Here is a 16,025-nt window from a genome sequence, read left to right as displayed (position 1 = left end):
CCGCCTCAATCACGCCACGGCGCATCAAGGCCACCGGCAGGTAGGCGTGGTCCGAGCCGATATCGGCCAGCCGCGCGCCCCTCGGCACCTGCGCGGCCACGCGCTCCAGGCGCATGGACAAGGTGTGTTCGTTCAACCTGTGTTCCTTTTTATTCGCCGGAAAATCGATCCCGGCTGTTGGTCAGATGCAACACCATCGCCGCCCTTGCGGCATCCGGGTCCTGGCGCTTGATCGCGTTGAAGATCGCCTCATGCTCCAGGTTCGCCAGTTGCCCGAGCTTGGCAAAGTCCGCCCCGCCGCGCTCGTCACCCTTCACCTGGGTACGCGGAATCATCGCATTGCCCAGGTGCTGCATGATCTCGGTGAAGAACGTGTTGCCGGTGGCTTCGGCGATCAACTGGTGAAAACGCTTGTCCTCTTCCACGCAGCTGTCGTTGTTGGCCAGCGAGGCCTGATAGTCGTCGAGAGCGGCGCGCATGTGGGCCAGCTGCGTGTCGGACCTGCGCACGGCGGCCAGCGCCACCGCCTGCACTTCCAGGCCCAGGCGCAGCTCGAGCATGTTGCGCACGCTGGCGACGGTGTCCACATGCAGGCGCAAGCCTTGCTGGGCCCGTTGCGCCAGCACAAAGGTGCCGATGCCATGGCGCGTCTCCACCAGCCCCGAGGCTTGCAGCTTGGACAGGGCCTCGCGCACCACGGTACGGCTCACCCCATGCTCGAGCACGATGGTGGATTCGGAAGGCAGTTTTTCACCGGGCTTCAACTGCCCAAGCAGGATGCGCTGGGTCAGGGCGTCGAGCACGCCTTGGGCCAGGTTGTTGGAGCGTCTACGGACGGGAGGTCCGCTTTCAATGGGCATAGTTACGAATCCACGGGGTTGGGCAGGAGCGAGCTTAACATCCCGCCCCACGGCGTAACCCCACTGTAGGAGCGAGCTTGCTCGCGAAAAACCTGAGGGCGCCGCGTTTATCCAGGATGCCCGCATTATCGTTGACGTTTTTCGCGAGCAAGCTCGCTCCTACAGGTTAGGGCGCGAGTGAAAAAAGCGCCAAACTTGTATGACAACTAATATTTATGGCCGCCAGCCCCACCCTTTCCAGAAGCCTCCTCAACCTTCTTAAAAACCCACAAAGACCCGCAAAATAACCAGATCATCACTAAAACCTGGCCCTTACAAACACAAAAACATCATCACCGCATTGCGAATCTAAGAAACTCACTTGTATGATGTCTATCAACAAAACACGCAAACCCGCATAAAAACAATCAGGGGGAGTTTTGAATTGTGAACAATTCAAGCCATGCATCTGCCGCACCAGAAAGTGATCCGGTCCTCGCGCGCGCCGTGAGCAAAGTGAAGGGCCATGTGCTCCCACTGTTCGTGATCATGTTCATCCTCAACTACATCGACCGGGTCAATATCGGCTTTGTGCGCACGCACATGGAACATGACCTGGGCATCGGCGCCGCGGCCTATGGCTTCGGTGCCGGGCTGTTCTTCATCGGCTACGCGCTCTTTGAAGTGCCCTCCAACATGCTGCTGCAAAAGGTCGGCGCGCGCATCTGGCTGACCCGCATCATGTTCACCTGGGGCATCGTCGCCACGCTGATGGCGTTCATCCAGAACGAAACCCACTTCTACATCCTGCGCTTCCTGCTGGGCGTGGCCGAAGCCGGGTTCTTCCCTGGGGTGATCTACTACTTCACGCGCTGGCTGCCGGGGGTTGAGCGCGGCAAGGCCATTGCGATTTTCCTCAGCGGCTCGGCGGTGGCCTCGCTGATCTCCGGCCCGCTGTCAGGCGCGCTGCTGCAGATCGAAGGGTTTGGCTTCCACGGCTGGCAATGGATGTTCGCCATCGAAGGCCTGGCCTCGGTAGTGATCGGTTTCTTTGTGTGGTTCTGGCTCGATTCCAAGCCCCACGACGCCAAATGGATGACCCGCGAAGAACAGGATGCGCTGGTCAACGCCATCGACCAGGAACAGCGCGAGCGTGAAGCCCTGACCAGCGTCAAGCCGACCCTCGGCAAGCTGCTCAGGGACCGTCAGATCCTGCTGTTCTGCGCCCTGTACTTCTGCATTCAATTGACGATCTACGCGGCGACGTTCTGGCTGCCCAGCATCATCAAGAAGATGGGTGACCTGAGCGATGTGCAGGTGGGTTTCTTCAACTCGATCCCATGGCTGATCTCGATCATCGCCATGTACGCCTTCGCGACGCTGTCGGGCAAATTCAAGTTCCAGCAGGCCTGGGTTGCGGCTGCGCTGTTGATTGCCGCAGCAGGCATGTTCATGTCCACCACCGGCGGGCCGATCTTCGCGTTCGTGGCGATCTGCTTTGCGGCCATTGGGTTCAAGTCGGCGTCTTCGCTGTTCTGGCCCATCCCACAGGGCTACCTGGACGTGCGCATCGCCGCAGCCGTGATTGCCTTGATCAACTCCATCGGCAACCTGGGTGGCTTCGTTGCACCGACCACCTTCGGCTTTCTGGAGCAGACCACCGGCTCGATCCAGGGCGGCCTCTACGGCTTGGCCGGCACCTCGGTGCTCGCCGCTATCCTGGTGTTCTTCGCCAAGACCTCGCCCGCTGCCGTATTGGCCTCGCCGGGCGCCGTGCCCACCGGCGCTGCCATCAGCAAATCTCTCTGAGCCTCTTTAGGAATTAGCCATGAATACTCCCGTCATCACCCACTTCCAGGTCATCCCGGTGGCCGGTCACGACAGCATGCTGCTCAACCTCAGCGGCGCCCACGGCCCTTACTTCACGCGCAATATCGTGATTCTCAAGGACAGCAGCGGCAACACCGGCGTCGGTGAAGTGCCCGGCGGCGAACGCATCCGCGAAACCCTGGAAGACGCGCGCAGCCTGGTGATCGGCCAACCCATCGGCCAGTACCAGCGCGTCCTCAACCAGATGCGCAGCGCCTTTGCCTCACGGGATTCGGCGGGCCGTGGCCTGCAAACCTTTGACCTGCGCATCACCATCCATGCCGTCACCGCCATGGAAGCCGCCCTGCTCGACCTGCTGGGCCAGTTCCTCGAAGTGCCGGTGGCCGCCCTGCTCGGCGAAGGCCAACAGCGTGATGCAGTGAAAATGCTCGGCTACCTGTTCTATGTCGGCGACCGCAGCGCCACCGACCTGGCTTACCGCAACGAAGCCGACAGCGACGACGCGTGGTTCCGGCTGCGCCATGAACCCGCCCTGACCAGCGAGGCCGTGGTGCGCCTGGCCGAAGCCGCCAACGCCAAATACGGCTTCAACGACTTCAAGCTCAAGGGCGGCGTATTGAGCGGCGACGCAGAGATCGAAGCCGTCACCGCCCTGGCTGAACGCTTCCCCGATGCGCGCATCACCCTCGACCCGAACGGGGCCTGGTCATTGAAAGAAGCCATCCGCCTGTGCCGCGACCAGCACCACGTGCTCGCCTACGCCGAAGACCCATGCGGCGCCGAAAACGGTTACTCGGGGCGCGAAGTCATGGCCGAATTCCGCCGCGCCACGGGCCTGAAAACCGCCACCAACATGATCGCCACCGACTGGCGCGAAATGGGCCACGCGATCCAACTGCAATCGGTGGACATCCCCCTGGCCGACCCGCACTTCTGGACCCTGCAAGGCTCGGTGCGCGTGGCGCAGATGTGCCATGAGTGGGGGCTGACCTGGGGCTCGCACTCCAACAACCACTTCGATATTTCCCTGGCCATGTTCACCCAAGTGGCCGCCGCCGCCCCGGGCGACATCACCGCCATCGACACCCACTGGATCTGGCAGGACGGCCAACGCCTGACCCGCGAACCGCTGAAAATCGAAGGCGGCTATGTGAAAGTGCCGGCCAAGCCCGGCCTGGGCGTGGACATCGACATGGACGCCGTGGCCAAGGCCCACGAACTGTACAAAGGCATGGGCCTCGGCGCACGGGATGACAGCGTGGCGATGCAGTTCCTGATTCCGGGGTGGCGTTATAACAACAAGCAGCCTTGCCTGGTGCGCTGAAGCGCTGGGTTCTGGGGGCGGCTCGGTCTCCAGAACACTATCAATCCAATGTGGGAGGGGGCTTGCTCCCGATTGCGGTGTGTCAGCCAGCCATGTATCGACTGACACTCCGCCATCGGGGCAAGCCCCCTCCCACATGGGTCCTCGGTGTTTTACAAGGGTTGTGGTCGCTCGCTAAACCGCGCGTCAGGGTTTACCGGCCAAAGCCCGCTTTGCTCTTGCAGTTTTCTTGACTGCCACCGCCGCAATCGGCTGCACAGTCAGTTCCACGCCTAACGCCAGCATCAACTTCTGAATCGTCTCATAGCGCGTTTTAGAACCGCCTTTCAGCGTCTTATACAGGCTCTCGCGATTAACCCCCGCAGACTCCGCCACCTTGTTCACGCCCTGGGCCTTGGCGACCTCGGCAAGCGCTTTCATGAGCACCTGCGGGTCTTGAGATTTCATGCTCTGCGCCAGATAAGCGCTGATGGTTTCCGGGCTATCGAGGAAGCGCGACGCTTCATAGACGCTGGTACCGGAGGTATCAAGATCGAGGATCGGCATGTCCTCTGGTTTGAATTTCGATTCGCTCATTTCATCTACCTCTCAGGGCATCAAGGATCTCTTTTGCCCGTTTGATTCCTCTGTTCTGGTCGGTTTTATCACTGCCCCAGAGCATCAGGTAAGCAGTGATGCCCGTACGCACAAAGTAAATTCTGTAGCCGGGCCCGACAAACACACGCATTTCACTCACCCCATCGCCTACGGGTGCACAATCGCCGAAATTGTTTTCCTCGGCTCGGTCTAACCGTGTGAGAACAGCGGTTTTTCCATAAATATCGCTCATGCCGTCGAGCCATGTATCGAACTCCGGCGTCCTGCCGATCAGATTGGTCACAGAATTTTTTGTAGCCTACTGGCTACTCCTTGTCGATGCCAGTGAATTTTGAGTCCGGAATACTCCGGAAGAAAAATCCTAGTCCAGCGCTCGCATGAGCAGCCGATCGATACTATTAGCGCCTGTGTCTAACCTTCACCACACCTCAGCACCTGCGCATTCGCCCGCTATCACGGTGGCTGACACTCCGCCATCGGCGGCAAACTGAGGCGGCAAATGATAGAGATGAAGCCCAAAGAAAACGTCCTGCACAGCCGCTTCACTTTGCGTAAAATGCGAGCCGTTCTCGATCAGGAAAACTCAACCCAGGAAGGGTAACTCGATGCTTGCCTTGAAGTATTCCGAGACGCAGGAAGGCGTTTACTGCCCCAAGAAACGTATGTTCACCCCATTCCATCGGTGCGATTCAGAGCGGATCACGCTCACCACACTGGATGGAGGCACACGCTTCACAGGCCCCTATTTCAAGCTGAAAGCGCTGTCGGCCACGCAACTTGCTGATGCGCCCGAAGCGCAAGAAACCGACCTCACGCCACCAACGGTGCACGTCTGATCAATTACGCGGGTTCCTGCCTCGGTATCGGAACGCACCACTGAGTCCGTGAGGCCGTCGCGCCGCCACTGCGGACCTCAAACGCAAGGAAACCAGGACATGGCAACAGCAAAAACCAAAAAGGCGTTTGTGTATTCGGCATGGGGGCTACTGTTTTTGAGCCTGGTCGGGGTTTTAGTCATACAGGCCTTCCAGGAAACACCCCAGCCCAGTAAAACCACCTTCCTCAGCGACCTCATCATCGTGACCGCGCGAACGACGCCCGGGAATCGAAAGATCGACGAGCATCTAACCTTCGTTCGCGCGGAAGCGGCCAACAGTCACGCCCTCAAGTTCTATTACACGTTGGTCGATTACGATACCCATCCCGAGGACGTTGACTTGGGCGTGATGAAATCAAGCATCACCAAGGCTGTCTGCGCCGCGCAAATGCCAAGGGACCAGTCCATCATTTCATTGGGTGGCACCTTCATTTACATATTCGGCAGCAAAAACGTAAAAGAGGTTGGGCGGTTCGAAATCAACAAGCAGAGCTGTAATGGCTAATGAGCTGGCCCCCTTCAACCAACTCGCTCGAACCGCCGCCGCTTCAGGAACAACCCCACCCCCAACGCCACCGCAAAGATCGACAGCAACCCCAGGTCAGCCCCCCATGGACGGACCTGGCTCGCCGCCACGCAGCCAACCACCCCCGCCACCACCAGCAGCCCCCCCAGCCACGTGCGAAGCAGGTACGGTTTAACAAACCGATCGAGCAGAAAAAACAGCGCCAGGGCCAGGACCAGCTGGGTAATGTCAGACATATGCTTCTCCCGTCAGGTCTTGATGATCAGTGTCGAGGCGCTGCGTTGCGGGCCGATGCCGCCGTTGACCTGCGCTTCGATGCTGACCAGTACGTCGCCGGCATGATAGGTGGGCAGGATTTCATTGGCATACATGCGCACACCCGCGCCAACAGGAACACCCACGTAAGGGGAAGCCACAGCAGAAGTGGCGCCAGCGAAGGCACTGGCGGCCAGGTTAGCGATCCTGGTGCGCTGGGCATTGAGGGCGTCGCCCTGTTGCCGCGTCAGTGGCTTGGAGATGCCGATCATCATCACGCACGGCAGGCTCTTGGCCAACATCTTGTCGTACACCTCGACGACCTTGCTGTTGACCTCGTAGTGGGCACTTTTCGCCTCGCCAAAATGCAGCTCGCGCAGGCGTCCGCGTTCACTATCGGTAAGGGTGATCTGCGAAACGTTGAACACGATCCCGTGATTGCCCATGTATTGGAACGTCCCTTCGAACTTCATCGCACGCATCCTTTCGAGCCAAAGGCGGGGATTCTCTAGAAGGCGGGCAGTGGATTCAAGGCAAAAGAAACGAAATGAGGAAATGGGGGGCAGGCCGACCTCCCCTGTCGCGACCTTTCCCCCCGCCGCTACTCACGCTCACGCCCGCGTGGGCAACTTCCAATTCGGCCGGATGAAGTGGCAGGTATACCCGTTCGGTATCCGCTCCAGATAATCCTGATGCTCCGGCTCCGCCTGCCAAAACTCCCTGGCGGGCTCAATTTCCGTGACCACAGGCCCCGGCCACAGGTTGGAGGCATCCACGTCAGCCGCGGTAGCTTCGGCAATCTCCCGTTGCTGTTCGCTCAGGTAGTAAATCGCCGAACGATAGCTTGGCCCCAGATCATTGCCCTGCCGGTTCGGCGTGCTCGGATCATGGATCTGGAAAAAGAACTCAAGGATCTGCCGGTAGGAAATCACCGCCGGGTCAAACACGATCTCAATCGCTTCAGCATGGTTGCCATGGTTGCGGTAGGTGGCATTCGGCACATCGCCACCGGTATAGCCGACGCGCGTGTGCAGCACGCCGGGGTAGCGTCGCAGCAGGTCCTGCATGCCCCAGAAGCAGCCGCCGGCGAGGATGGCGGTTTCGGTTGGGTTGGTCATGGTCTGTCCTTGCGGTTAATGGAGACAGGGATAGTTATGGGGCAATGCTGGGCAATACCAAGTTCAATCAAAGAAAAACTGCCCCCCTATCGACTCAAGGTTTATTCCTGGAACGAAACGCCGCCACCTTCATCCGGTTACCGCACGTCGCCATGCTGCACCAGCGGCGGCGGTGTGATTTGCTCAGGTCATGGAACAGCAGCACGCAGTCGTGGGCCTCGCACTGGCGGACGAATTCAAACTTATCGTTCGTGACCAAGCCCACCAGCGACTCGGCCACCGGCCCAAGCAGGCTGGCCGGGCTGCTGTCCCGAGGATGCGTGGCAAGCCGAAATGCCTTCGTCTCCTGCGCCCATTCCAGCCTGCTCACCGGGCGCCCCGCTTCAAGCACCTGGTTGATCACCGCGAGATCGACGGGAACGCCTGTCATTGCCGCATTCACCACCGCCCTTGAACTCGCACGAAGCGTACGAGCGAGGGCCAGCAGCCCACTCGGCGCCTTCGGGTCAAGCTGCTCGGGCAACAGGCCCGCCTGGGTCAGCCAGCTCATCACGCTGTGATCATCGGTGAAGCAGTCATGGCGCTGATCCCCCACCCCGTACTCGGAGTTGATGAAATCAAGGGCCAGGTTGTCGGCTAGAAAAAGTGCGCCTGCGGCAGTGCTGTTCGGATTCATGGGCGGTCAGTAACCAATAAAATATGTTTGACAGGTTACCAAACCCAGGCATAACCTTCAAACACCAACTTTAACGGTTACACAGGAAGCCACATCATGACCACGTCCAACGCCACGGCCGCTGCCGGACTCACCGCCGCCTTGCTGATCAGCAGCGCGGCCCATGCAGACAACACAGTGCATTACCGCTACGAGCAGGTCGGCGACGTAAAGGTGTTCTATCGCGAGGCGGGCGACCCCAGCGCGCCGACCGTGTTGCTGCTGCACGGCTTCGCCGCCTCATCCTTTATGTTCCGCGAACTCATGCCCGAGCTTGCCGACCGCTACCACGTCATCGCGCCGGACCTGCCGGCATTTGGCTTCACCGAAGCCCCACCACGCGGCGAATACGCCTACACCTTCAGCCAACTGGCGAAGACCATCGGGCAGTTCACCGAACAGCTCAAACTCGATAAATACGCACTGATGGTCCACGACTACGGCGCCCCCGTAGGCTGGCGCATGGCCGTCGCCCATCCGGAGCGAGTGACCGCGATCATTTCCCAAAACGGCAACGCCTACGAAGAAGGCCTGGGCGCCGGCTGGGCCCCTATCCAACGCTACTGGCACGCCCCGACCCAACAAAACCGCGACGCCCTGCACGGCTTCCCCACCCCCGCCTCGATCAAGTGGCAGTACCTGGAAGGCGTGGCCGACAAAAGCTCGGTGTCACCCGATGGCTACACGCTGGAAGGGCTGCAAATATCCCGGCCAGGCAATGCCGACATCCAGCTCGACCTGGTGCTGGACTACGCCTCCAACGTCGCGATGTACCCGGCCTTCCAGTCCTACTTCCGCCAGTACCAGCCACCGCTGCTCGCAGTGTGGGGAAAGAACGACCCGTTCTTCCTGCCGGCCGGCGCCGAGGCGTGGAAGCGCGATATTCCCAAGGCGGATATTCGTTTTTATGACACCGGGCACTTTGCGCTGGAAACCCATGGGAAGGCGATCATCCCGGTTATACGGGCGTTCCTGGACAAGAACCTCCAGTAATCGACGCAACCCTATGTAGGAGCGAGCTCGCTCGCGAAAAACGTCAACGATAACGCCGCGACTCCGGTTTCACGCAGCGCTCCAAGACTCTTCGCGAACAAGCTCACGCCTACCTGTAGACAGGTCCTACAGCAAGCTTCACCACCTTGCTCCGTTACCTACAGTTGCGTCAGAATCCGCCGGCTTGTGCGCTTGAGTGGGCGTCTCTAAGGTGGCCCGGTCGCTGACAACTCAGTGATCGGGTTTAGTAGCCCGAGGGTCAATTACACTTAGTGCATGAGCTTCATCTATCAGACGTTCCTGTCTGTACCTGATGGTGGCTGTGCGTAGGGCGCCTTCGGGTGCGCCGGCTTTGTGTAATTCCCCGGTCTACTAACCTGCGTACAGCTGCCACCCTTCTTGTGTAGTAGCGAAAGGGTGTCAGCCTCATTCAGGAATTACACCATGTCCAAAATAACGCCTAATCCTCCGAACGGCCCCGACCTGAAACTGAATCAGGCGGCGCATCGTGCGATTGATCACTACCTCAACGCGGGCGCCGAACCGCCCGGGCCGCCTCCTCCACCTTCGACTACGCTGTTCAGCGTTGCGGACGATGTCAGCAGTGAAGTGCTGATTGCCAATAGCTATGAGACTTTTTCTTCGGTGACTGCGTTGTTGCTGGACCTGTCGGATGAGCTGACGGGGAAGCAGCGGGATGTGGCGTTGGCGATTCATCAACTGAGTGAGTTGGGGGTTTTGTTGGTGGATAAGTTGATGGAGCGGGAGGGGGCTGGAGCTGGTATTTAACCTTCCAGCGCTTTCCCTTGATAGATCGCCGGTCGTTGTAACCCCCTAACGACGAACCGGTGATTTATAGCATAGATGTTTTGTAGCGACGAATATACAAATATATGCTATTCCGAGCGGAGTATTCATACACATGAAAAAAGTAGTCTCTTGAAGGACTGCTGTCCGCAGCGAAAATCCATATACCGACCAACAATAGATACTTTATAAAACAATAACCCAACAGAGGTTATGACCCATTAACCAAATTGCGCTTATTATTTAATACGCGAATAGTACTTACCACTAAGTACGTCTCGTACTTGCCGGTCATTAGCCCCAACCAAATTTGCTATAAGATCAGAGTCAAACCCCCAATCAGCACCGTACTTACGGATAGAACGTATCTGCTCTCGATTTAAGGTGTTACTGCGTTTGAATATGACCTGCTCGTAAAATTCATCATTCATCCACTTTTCTTTTATCCATGGAGCGAAGCGTGGCCCTGCAGCTTTGTCGAGTAGATAATTCGACGCAGCCTTATCCCGCTCGTCTATCGAGACCTTTTTGCGACTAAGAAAACCAAGCTTATGAAGGAATTGAAGTCCCGCAAACCCGCCCGGAATCATGTTCAGGCCTTTTGGATAAAGAGTACGCTCGACCATCTTCTCTTCGATCTGCATAGCTTCCTCGTAGGACAGATTTACATACTGCAACTCTGAAAGAAAGACCGCCCCCTTCCTAACCAACTCAAAATTTCCGAGCCCGGCCTGTATAAAACTATCGCAGTTAAAAATTTTACGCAGAGAAGTATGAAATATCAGTTCACTGCCGGTTAACGCATCACGCTGATGCTCCTTATATCTTGTTTGCCAGTTACGGGAAGTAAGACCTACGTAGCTAGCTGCCTCGAACTGCTGCTCAGAAAAGTCCATGGCCGAAATATTGTGTTCATAAATCATATGACCACTCTCAACATTTCCCCATCCGTTCAAAACGCACTGCACCGGCACAGAAAAGATCCGCCGCGACTGAACATATACTCCCGGAGGTGCACCAAAACCACTTAAAGGTGGCTTACCGGTGACCCGATCAAAATAGCACATTAACATTGGTGCTTGCGGGGTACCGTGTGTACTTGCTTCCCAAGAGTAGAAGCATTGGTCAGGGTCTTCTTGTTCATCGAAAATCATGAATCGAAAAATAATCAATAGATCATGCTTTCTACCGGCCCTTAATCGTCCCCAAGCCTTATGATTATGTCTAGTTCTCTTATTGATTTTAATCAGGTCGACAAGGCAGTCTTTGGCTCCGCCGTGCATACCAGCATTCATCTCTCTGAATGATGCCTCAAGTTGATAACTACTATTCCTCGGAATGGGCAGTAGCGCCAATGTGTTCCGCTCATCCAAGAATTTGAAACTCATAAACGGCTCGCTACCTAAAACATCATAGATCGGACCCGACGACGATTTTGCCAATGCTCAACCGTGGTCTTCCCCAAGCTTTGGCAATAATTACTCGTCTTCAGCAAAACTTATGAAAACCCGTACTGAGCATGAAATTGTATTACTGAACTAGAGGATAAATACCGTACCATGCACTTGCGACCCACATTGCTCCTGATATAAGGCCCGTAACGCCAGCCGTCACCCTAGTGAATTTATCAGGCGCTCGTATATTGTCTCCTGCTTTCGGGGGCGAAAAATATTCACCAGCAACACATGTAATAGCAGAAATCGCTAATAGTCCCGCACCGAGATTTAGCCAACCTGATGTTGTGTTTGTTTCAGGGAAAGACTTCACGCACGCCCCGACAAAGGCTAAAGACGATAGAGCGATTGAAAGCAACGCTATTTTTTTTGAGTTCTTCACGAACGATCCTTACGACATAAACAACTGCATTACCTGCCTATCATCAAAGGCAAATTGCAGAAACCGGGAAGCAACGCGACTTAAACCAAAACTTAAAAAATATTCAAAAATAGCTAATTCCAATTCTGCTTCGTTAATTTAGTCATTCAGTTTACCCAGGGCGACTAGTGGATATTTAAAAACTTACGATACGATGGATGCAAAGACCACTTTACGTTATTTCTGCGATTTTCCGTCGAACGATATAAATCAGGATCATCGGTAAAGTGAGTAAATTCCTTCCCATCCAGATGGATGTGAGAGACCAAGCCTAACTTATATAAAAAATCTGCAAGATCCTCCACACCCGCGTAGGGTTTCCCGTCGACGGTAGAAATATCATCCTTAGTTCGGCCGCGTAGAAAATTAAGCTCTAAGGCCTCTTCTAAGTCAGAGCATGAAAATTCTTTTTTTGTAGCCCTCAATGCGTCAATAAGATGATTAAGCTCATCAAATTGGTGAACATGCTCCTTAATCAAATCATCTCTGCGGTTTGCCCCAAAGTCAGACAATATGTAGTTGATGTGTTCAAGAGTTATTTTTCGAGTTAAGGGCTTTTCCTTAGCTTTCTTTGCTGCCATACGGCACAACTGCCCCATCCAACGAGGCCGTCTATTAGAGAATGCAGATATGGCATCGAATAACTTGGCCTCTTTATTGTTGGCCCATTCGATTGGAGATGTAAACACCATATCTAATATTTTATTGTAGTCCGTAGCCAGCTTGAGTTTGGCCTCTGGCGAGTTGGGATGATTATTGACAATATAAACAAGGACTTTCTGTGCAAGCATGTCGCGCATCTGACGCTTAGTCCAAAAAATATTGATTATGTACTGTTGTAGTTTGTCTAGATCTTCGAGATGCCTCAGGCACGACCATACATCGCTTCGAACTGTTGTGCGTATATTCAGCCCTTTATAGTCAAATGCAAGAGAGCGAATCGCACTAAAAAACGACCCTACTCGCGCTTGGCTTTCGGAGTTATTCTGAAACTTTGCATCAATGTCATCTATAAGGAGCCATACGTGCTTTCTTTCCTCAGACTCCTGATAGCGCTTCAGCAAACTCTCACTATTAGCAGGAAGAGATTTTTTTAGCTCAACACCCAATAATGGTATTTTTCCTAAAGTCCTAGATACTAGCGCACCTATAATATTTTTGCTCTTTAATCCGTCTAACTCCGCAAGCTCAACCATTGACATAGTATCATCGGTTAATGCCAAATTTATACGCACGCCAATCTCCATAAGAATTTTCTTACAGATTATTTGCTTCCAATAGTTCTCTAAAAACGAATGATCGCAACCACTAAAGTTACCTAACCCGAGCAATTCATTTCCTTTAACTCTAATTATTATTGGATCACCGTACAAATCATCATTATTCAATTTATAATAAAGTCTCGACAAGAGCGCAGACTTACCCATCCCCTTTCTAGCACTTACAATAGACAGCTTTTCCTCAGCATCATAAAACTCATCAAAATCATTATTTTCAATGTAGTACGCATTCAGATGATCAAGGTCTTCATCCTCACCAGCTTCATTTCCAAATAATTTTTTATCACGAAGATTTATTGAAATCATTTTTATAATACCCGCACACCCAATGAATTAGTCAGCACCTAAACTATCGGCGAGACCAAATCCCAAATTTGTAACTTCATAAATTTCACCTTTAGAACCTCGGACTGTGACCAGCCCAAACTCCAACAACTCTTCCAGTGCTGACTCCCATTTTGCAACATCTCTACGATCACTAGAACCTATGAGATTTCTTCCATTCGTTTGTATATCAGTTCCACCAATATAGCGTATATGCATTATTGTGCCGTGCGAGTCTTTTGATGCTTCTCTTAATAATGTTACTGCTTCATAAGATAAGTCTGGAATATTTTTTTTAGCGAGTGAAACCTCTTTAAAAACAACGGCATCGTCGACTTTAAATATCTCGCTTTCATTAATAGTAATTTGCAACTGCCGTGAAAACTTATTGCGGAAATCTGATAAATCTTCGTATCCTTCGTACAAACTGCGCTGCTGACAAGTTCTCTTAAATTCTGTCAAAAGTTTGTACTGATCATGATCCACTGTATCTAAAGCAGCAGGTTGGTTAGAGAAATACAACATGGCCGGCCTGCCGGCATCTACGTGTTTTTCAATTTCCTCTACCGTGCCACTCGCGTACTCAGTAGTAGCAGTTCCGACTCTCGTCCAAAAAACGCCAATCAACAAATCACATTTTTCTAGAATTTGTCTGTTTATAATTTCCTGTGGTCCCGATCCCATTTCAGGAGCAGAGTGCGTTTCCCATCCAGTGGGTAGAAGAACAATCTTCCGAGACCTAGAGTGTACGGCGTTCCACTCATGAATCACCTCTCTGACCTGCGTTCGCTCCGCTTTAACATCACCGGGGGAAGCAATCATGACATTAAAAACTTCTGCTTCGTAACTCATGGTCAGTCCTTAGTCCAGTGCAAATTAGATAGCAACATGACATCAAAGGTGTCACAAAGTCTTGCCGTCGTCCAGCATTCCAGAGGAATGCGTATTGGCACTTGTGTCCCGAAACTCTTTGCTCATCGAATTAACAGTTGGTAAATCATTAGGCTCTGAGAAGTTTTAGCGGTGTCTCCTTCCTAGGCTGCGCGACTCGCTGTGACTTTTTCACCTAGATTCAACTACCGCTATAGGTCGCAATCACTAAGCTGTGGCAGCTCTTGCCCCAAACGAGTCCATCTGTCGCCCTCCCCCTCCAGCCCCCACCCAACCTGCCGATAACCCTACTAATCACATGCCTACCCCCGCATCCCCACCCGACCGAGCCCACCCCATGAATCCACTCTCCCTCCTGAAAAAATCCCGGCCCGCTCGCCAAGGCACCACCACCCTCACCAGCACCGCCAACAATCTGGACGCCGCCCTCACCGCCCTACGCATCAACCCCTCCCTGATCACCGGCTTCATCTCCCCCCACCTGGACATCGACGCCATCGCCGCCAAGCTCAAGCGCCGTTTCCCCCAGTCCACCCTCAGCCTGTGCACCACCTCCGGCGAGCTCTGCAATGCGCCCGGTTCGCTGTATTGCGCCACGGGCGAGCGCTGGGACCGGGTGGTGTTGCAGTTGTTCGACGACAGTCTGATCGCCTCGGCCGAGGTGGTGATGGTGCCACTGGAGTGTGAGGACATTCGCGGTGGCGGCACTCGCCTGGGGATGCAGGAGCGGATTGCCAAGTTGGTGGCGAATATCAAGCGGGTGCAGGTACGTACGTCGATCGATCATCGCGATACCTTGGCGTATGTGGTGTTCGATGGGTTGTCGGCGTCGGAGTCGTTTTTCATGGAGGCGCTGTATGAGTCGGGGCGGTTTCCGTGTTTGTTTGTAGGGGGATCGGCCGGGGGTAAGTCGGATTTCCAGAAGACGCTGATTCATGACGGCCAGCGCAGTTATCAGAACCATGCGCAGATTGTGTTCCTGAAGACGGCGGCCCATGTGCGGTTTGGGGTGTTCAAGAGCCAGAACTTTAAACCGGCGGATTTGACCTTCAGTGTGCTGACGGCGTCGGTGGAGGACCGCACCATTGACCAGGTGATCGACAGCAGCGGCAATATCAAGAGCATGGTGCAGGCGCTGTGTGATGCGTTCAGTTGCGCGCCACAGGCGTTGGAGTCGAAGCTGGCGGATTATTCGTTTGCGATTCGGGTGGGCAGTGAGTTGTTTGTGCGGTCTATCGCGCGTATCGATTATGAGCAGCAGATCGTGCAGTTGTTTTGCGACGTGGCGCCGGGCGAGGAGTTGGTGATGGTGCGGCGGACGCCATTGCGGGAGGCGACGCGCCTGGATTATGAGCAGTTCCTGCGCGGCAAGGGTGGCCAGCCGGTGGCGGGGATTTTGAATGACTGCATTCTGCGCCGGCTGAACAACGGCTCCGAGCTGGGCAGCATGGCCGGCATTTTTGGAGATGTGCCGTTGGCGGGGTTTTCGACCTTCGGGGAGATTTTGGGCCTGAACCTGAACCAGACGCTGACGGCGATTTTCTTCTTTCGGGTGGCCAAGGGTGCGAGTTTCAGTGATGAGTACGTGGACAATTTCATCGCCCATTACGGCGAGTTCAAGGCGTTTTTCCTACGGCGTCAGGTGAAGAAGCTGGCGGGGTTGAACCATGTGGTGGTCAAGCAGATTACCGCGTTCAAGAACAATGACTTCACCGACACCTTGAATACCCGAGGCCTGGACCGCAATATCCTGCCAGTCTTCGAAGGCCTGGCC

General features: G+C 54.7%; 18 protein-coding genes and 2 pseudogenes. 7 read left to right on the top strand and 13 right to left on the bottom strand.

Annotated elements, in window-relative coordinates; all coding sequences use genetic code 11:
• The 3 genes and pseudogenes from BFP99_RS15505 to BFP99_RS33880 all read right to left on the bottom strand — a co-directional run.
• Positions 1-136 (bottom strand): SAM-dependent methyltransferase (locus BFP99_RS15505; RefSeq protein WP_141690785.1); only part of this gene is annotated, 136 nt, incomplete at its 3' end.
• Positions 137-149: 13 nt separating this feature from the next.
• The gene (locus BFP99_RS15500) at positions 150-860 is read right to left on the bottom strand and encodes a FadR/GntR family transcriptional regulator (protein WP_065925051.1); all 711 of its coding nucleotides are present in this window, start codon (positions 858-860) and stop codon (positions 150-152) included.
• Between the two features lie 61 nt (positions 861-921).
• Positions 922-1,011 (bottom strand): annotated as a pseudogene (locus BFP99_RS33880) (outer membrane lipoprotein carrier protein LolA); the annotation flags it as partial.
• A gap of 275 nt (positions 1,012-1,286) precedes the next feature.
• Between BFP99_RS33880 and BFP99_RS15495 the strand changes: the two are divergent.
• Complete coding sequence (locus tag BFP99_RS15495) at positions 1,287-2,648, top strand: MFS transporter (protein WP_065925050.1); 1,362 nt, start codon at positions 1,287-1,289, stop codon at positions 2,646-2,648.
• A gap of 19 nt (positions 2,649-2,667) precedes the next feature.
• Complete coding sequence (gene gudD / locus BFP99_RS15490) at positions 2,668-3,993, top strand: glucarate dehydratase (RefSeq protein ID WP_065947638.1); 1,326 nt, start codon at positions 2,668-2,670, stop codon at positions 3,991-3,993.
• Positions 3,994-4,179: 186 nt separating this feature from the next.
• Here the strand turns inward: gudD and BFP99_RS15485 are convergent, their stop codons facing one another.
• Positions 4,180-4,569 carry an addiction module antidote protein gene (locus tag BFP99_RS15485; protein ID WP_065925048.1) on the bottom strand — a complete coding sequence of 130 codons (390 nt, stop codon included), beginning with the start codon at positions 4,567-4,569 and terminating at the stop codon, positions 4,180-4,182.
• Position 4,570: 1 nt separating this feature from the next.
• Positions 4,571-4,873 carry a type II toxin-antitoxin system RelE/ParE family toxin gene (locus tag BFP99_RS15480; RefSeq protein ID WP_065947637.1) on the bottom strand — a complete coding sequence of 101 codons (303 nt, stop codon included), beginning with the start codon at positions 4,871-4,873 and terminating at the stop codon, positions 4,571-4,573.
• A 322-nt stretch (positions 4,874-5,195) separates the two neighbouring features.
• On the opposite strand from BFP99_RS15480, the gene BFP99_RS15475 reads away from it, so the two are divergent.
• Positions 5,196-5,426, top strand: coding sequence for a hypothetical protein (locus tag BFP99_RS15475; protein WP_065947636.1), 231 nt, complete (start codon positions 5,196-5,198; stop codon positions 5,424-5,426).
• A 99-nt stretch (positions 5,427-5,525) separates the two neighbouring features.
• Entirely contained in the window at positions 5,526-5,972 is a 447-nt protein-coding gene (locus tag BFP99_RS33650; RefSeq protein WP_065925046.1) for a hypothetical protein, read from the top strand.
• Between the two features lie 14 nt (positions 5,973-5,986).
• Here the strand turns inward: BFP99_RS33650 and BFP99_RS15465 are convergent, their stop codons facing one another.
• From BFP99_RS15465 to BFP99_RS15450, 4 genes are all read right to left on the bottom strand, one after another.
• Positions 5,987-6,229, bottom strand: a complete 243-nt coding sequence (locus BFP99_RS15465; RefSeq protein WP_053132633.1) for a hypothetical protein — start codon at positions 6,227-6,229, stop codon at positions 5,987-5,989.
• A 12-nt stretch (positions 6,230-6,241) separates the two neighbouring features.
• A complete protein-coding gene (locus BFP99_RS15460; RefSeq protein WP_065925044.1) occupies positions 6,242-6,721 on the bottom strand; it encodes a hypothetical protein in 480 nt (159 codons plus the stop codon).
• A gap of 138 nt (positions 6,722-6,859) precedes the next feature.
• Entirely contained in the window at positions 6,860-7,366 is a 507-nt protein-coding gene (gene msrA, locus BFP99_RS15455) for a peptide-methionine (S)-S-oxide reductase MsrA (RefSeq protein ID WP_065925043.1), read from the bottom strand.
• 94 nt (positions 7,367-7,460) lie between these two features.
• A complete protein-coding gene (locus tag BFP99_RS15450) occupies positions 7,461-8,042 on the bottom strand; it encodes a CGNR zinc finger domain-containing protein (protein WP_065947635.1) in 582 nt (193 codons plus the stop codon).
• A gap of 96 nt (positions 8,043-8,138) precedes the next feature.
• Between BFP99_RS15450 and BFP99_RS15445 the strand changes: the two genes are divergently transcribed.
• Positions 8,139-9,074 carry an alpha/beta fold hydrolase gene (locus BFP99_RS15445; RefSeq protein ID WP_065947634.1) on the top strand — a complete coding sequence of 312 codons (936 nt, stop codon included), beginning with the start codon at positions 8,139-8,141 and terminating at the stop codon, positions 9,072-9,074.
• 444 nt (positions 9,075-9,518) lie between these two features.
• The gene (locus tag BFP99_RS15440; protein ID WP_065947633.1) at positions 9,519-9,863 is read left to right on the top strand and encodes a DUF6124 family protein; all 345 of its coding nucleotides are present in this window, start codon (positions 9,519-9,521) and stop codon (positions 9,861-9,863) included.
• Between the two features lie 257 nt (positions 9,864-10,120).
• Here the strand turns inward: BFP99_RS15440 and BFP99_RS15435 are convergent, their stop codons facing one another.
• The 4 genes from BFP99_RS15435 to BFP99_RS32160 form a co-directional block, all read right to left on the bottom strand.
• Positions 10,121-11,269 carry a hypothetical protein gene (locus tag BFP99_RS15435; protein ID WP_256098146.1) on the bottom strand — a complete coding sequence of 383 codons (1,149 nt, stop codon included), beginning with the start codon at positions 11,267-11,269 and terminating at the stop codon, positions 10,121-10,123.
• Positions 11,270-11,411: 142 nt separating this feature from the next.
• The gene (locus BFP99_RS32870) at positions 11,412-11,717 is read right to left on the bottom strand and encodes a hypothetical protein (protein WP_141690784.1); all 306 of its coding nucleotides are present in this window, start codon (positions 11,715-11,717) and stop codon (positions 11,412-11,414) included.
• Between the two features lie 164 nt (positions 11,718-11,881).
• Positions 11,882-13,342, bottom strand: a complete 1,461-nt coding sequence (locus tag BFP99_RS15430; protein WP_065947631.1) for a P-loop ATPase, Sll1717 family — start codon at positions 13,340-13,342, stop codon at positions 11,882-11,884.
• Positions 13,343-13,369: 27 nt separating this feature from the next.
• Positions 13,370-14,212: a DUF4062 domain-containing protein gene (locus tag BFP99_RS32160; RefSeq protein WP_083221196.1), complete on the bottom strand. Its 843-nt coding sequence runs from the start codon at positions 14,210-14,212 to the stop codon at positions 13,370-13,372.
• 337 nt (positions 14,213-14,549) lie between these two features.
• Here BFP99_RS32160 and BFP99_RS34095 point away from each other — a divergent pair.
• Positions 14,550-15,743: pseudogene (locus BFP99_RS34095) on the top strand (FIST signal transduction protein); the annotation flags it as partial.
• Positions 15,744-16,025: the final 282 nt, after the last annotated feature.

The sequence above is a fragment of the Pseudomonas sp. 1 R 17 genome (genome assembly GCF_900067035.1).
GTDB lineage: Bacteria > Pseudomonadota > Gammaproteobacteria > Pseudomonadales > Pseudomonadaceae > Aquipseudomonas > Aquipseudomonas marginalis.
This window is presented reverse-complemented; position numbering and strand designations above follow the sequence as displayed.

Excerpts from the sequence above, each read along its gene's own strand:
- BFP99_RS15435 (WP_256098146.1), bottom strand. The coding sequence starts at position 11,269 with ATGAGTTTCAAATTCTTGGATGAGCGGAACACATTGGCGCTACTGCCC.
- BFP99_RS15430 (WP_065947631.1), bottom strand. The coding sequence starts at position 13,342 with ATGATTTCAATAAATCTTCGTGATAAAAAATTATTTGGAAATGAAGCT.
- gudD (WP_065947638.1), top strand. The coding sequence starts at position 2,668 with ATGAATACTCCCGTCATCACCCACTTCCAGGTCATCCCGGTGGCCGGT.
- BFP99_RS15460 (WP_065925044.1), bottom strand. The coding sequence starts at position 6,721 with ATGAAGTTCGAAGGGACGTTCCAATACATGGGCAATCACGGGATCGTG.
- BFP99_RS15445 (WP_065947634.1), top strand. The coding sequence starts at position 8,139 with ATGACCACGTCCAACGCCACGGCCGCTGCCGGACTCACCGCCGCCTTG.
- BFP99_RS15500 (WP_065925051.1), bottom strand. The coding sequence starts at position 860 with ATGCCCATTGAAAGCGGACCTCCCGTCCGTAGACGCTCCAACAACCTG.
- BFP99_RS15485 (WP_065925048.1), bottom strand. The coding sequence starts at position 4,569 with ATGAGCGAATCGAAATTCAAACCAGAGGACATGCCGATCCTCGATCTT.
- BFP99_RS15475 (WP_065947636.1), top strand. The coding sequence starts at position 5,196 with ATGCTTGCCTTGAAGTATTCCGAGACGCAGGAAGGCGTTTACTGCCCC.
- BFP99_RS15450 (WP_065947635.1), bottom strand. The coding sequence starts at position 8,042 with ATGAATCCGAACAGCACTGCCGCAGGCGCACTTTTTCTAGCCGACAAC.
- BFP99_RS32160 (WP_083221196.1), bottom strand. The coding sequence starts at position 14,212 with ATGAGTTACGAAGCAGAAGTTTTTAATGTCATGATTGCTTCCCCCGGT.
- msrA (WP_065925043.1), bottom strand. The coding sequence starts at position 7,366 with ATGACCAACCCAACCGAAACCGCCATCCTCGCCGGCGGCTGCTTCTGG.
- BFP99_RS33650 (WP_065925046.1), top strand. The coding sequence starts at position 5,526 with ATGGCAACAGCAAAAACCAAAAAGGCGTTTGTGTATTCGGCATGGGGG.
- BFP99_RS15465 (WP_053132633.1), bottom strand. The coding sequence starts at position 6,229 with ATGTCTGACATTACCCAGCTGGTCCTGGCCCTGGCGCTGTTTTTTCTG.
- BFP99_RS15440 (WP_065947633.1), top strand. The coding sequence starts at position 9,519 with ATGTCCAAAATAACGCCTAATCCTCCGAACGGCCCCGACCTGAAACTG.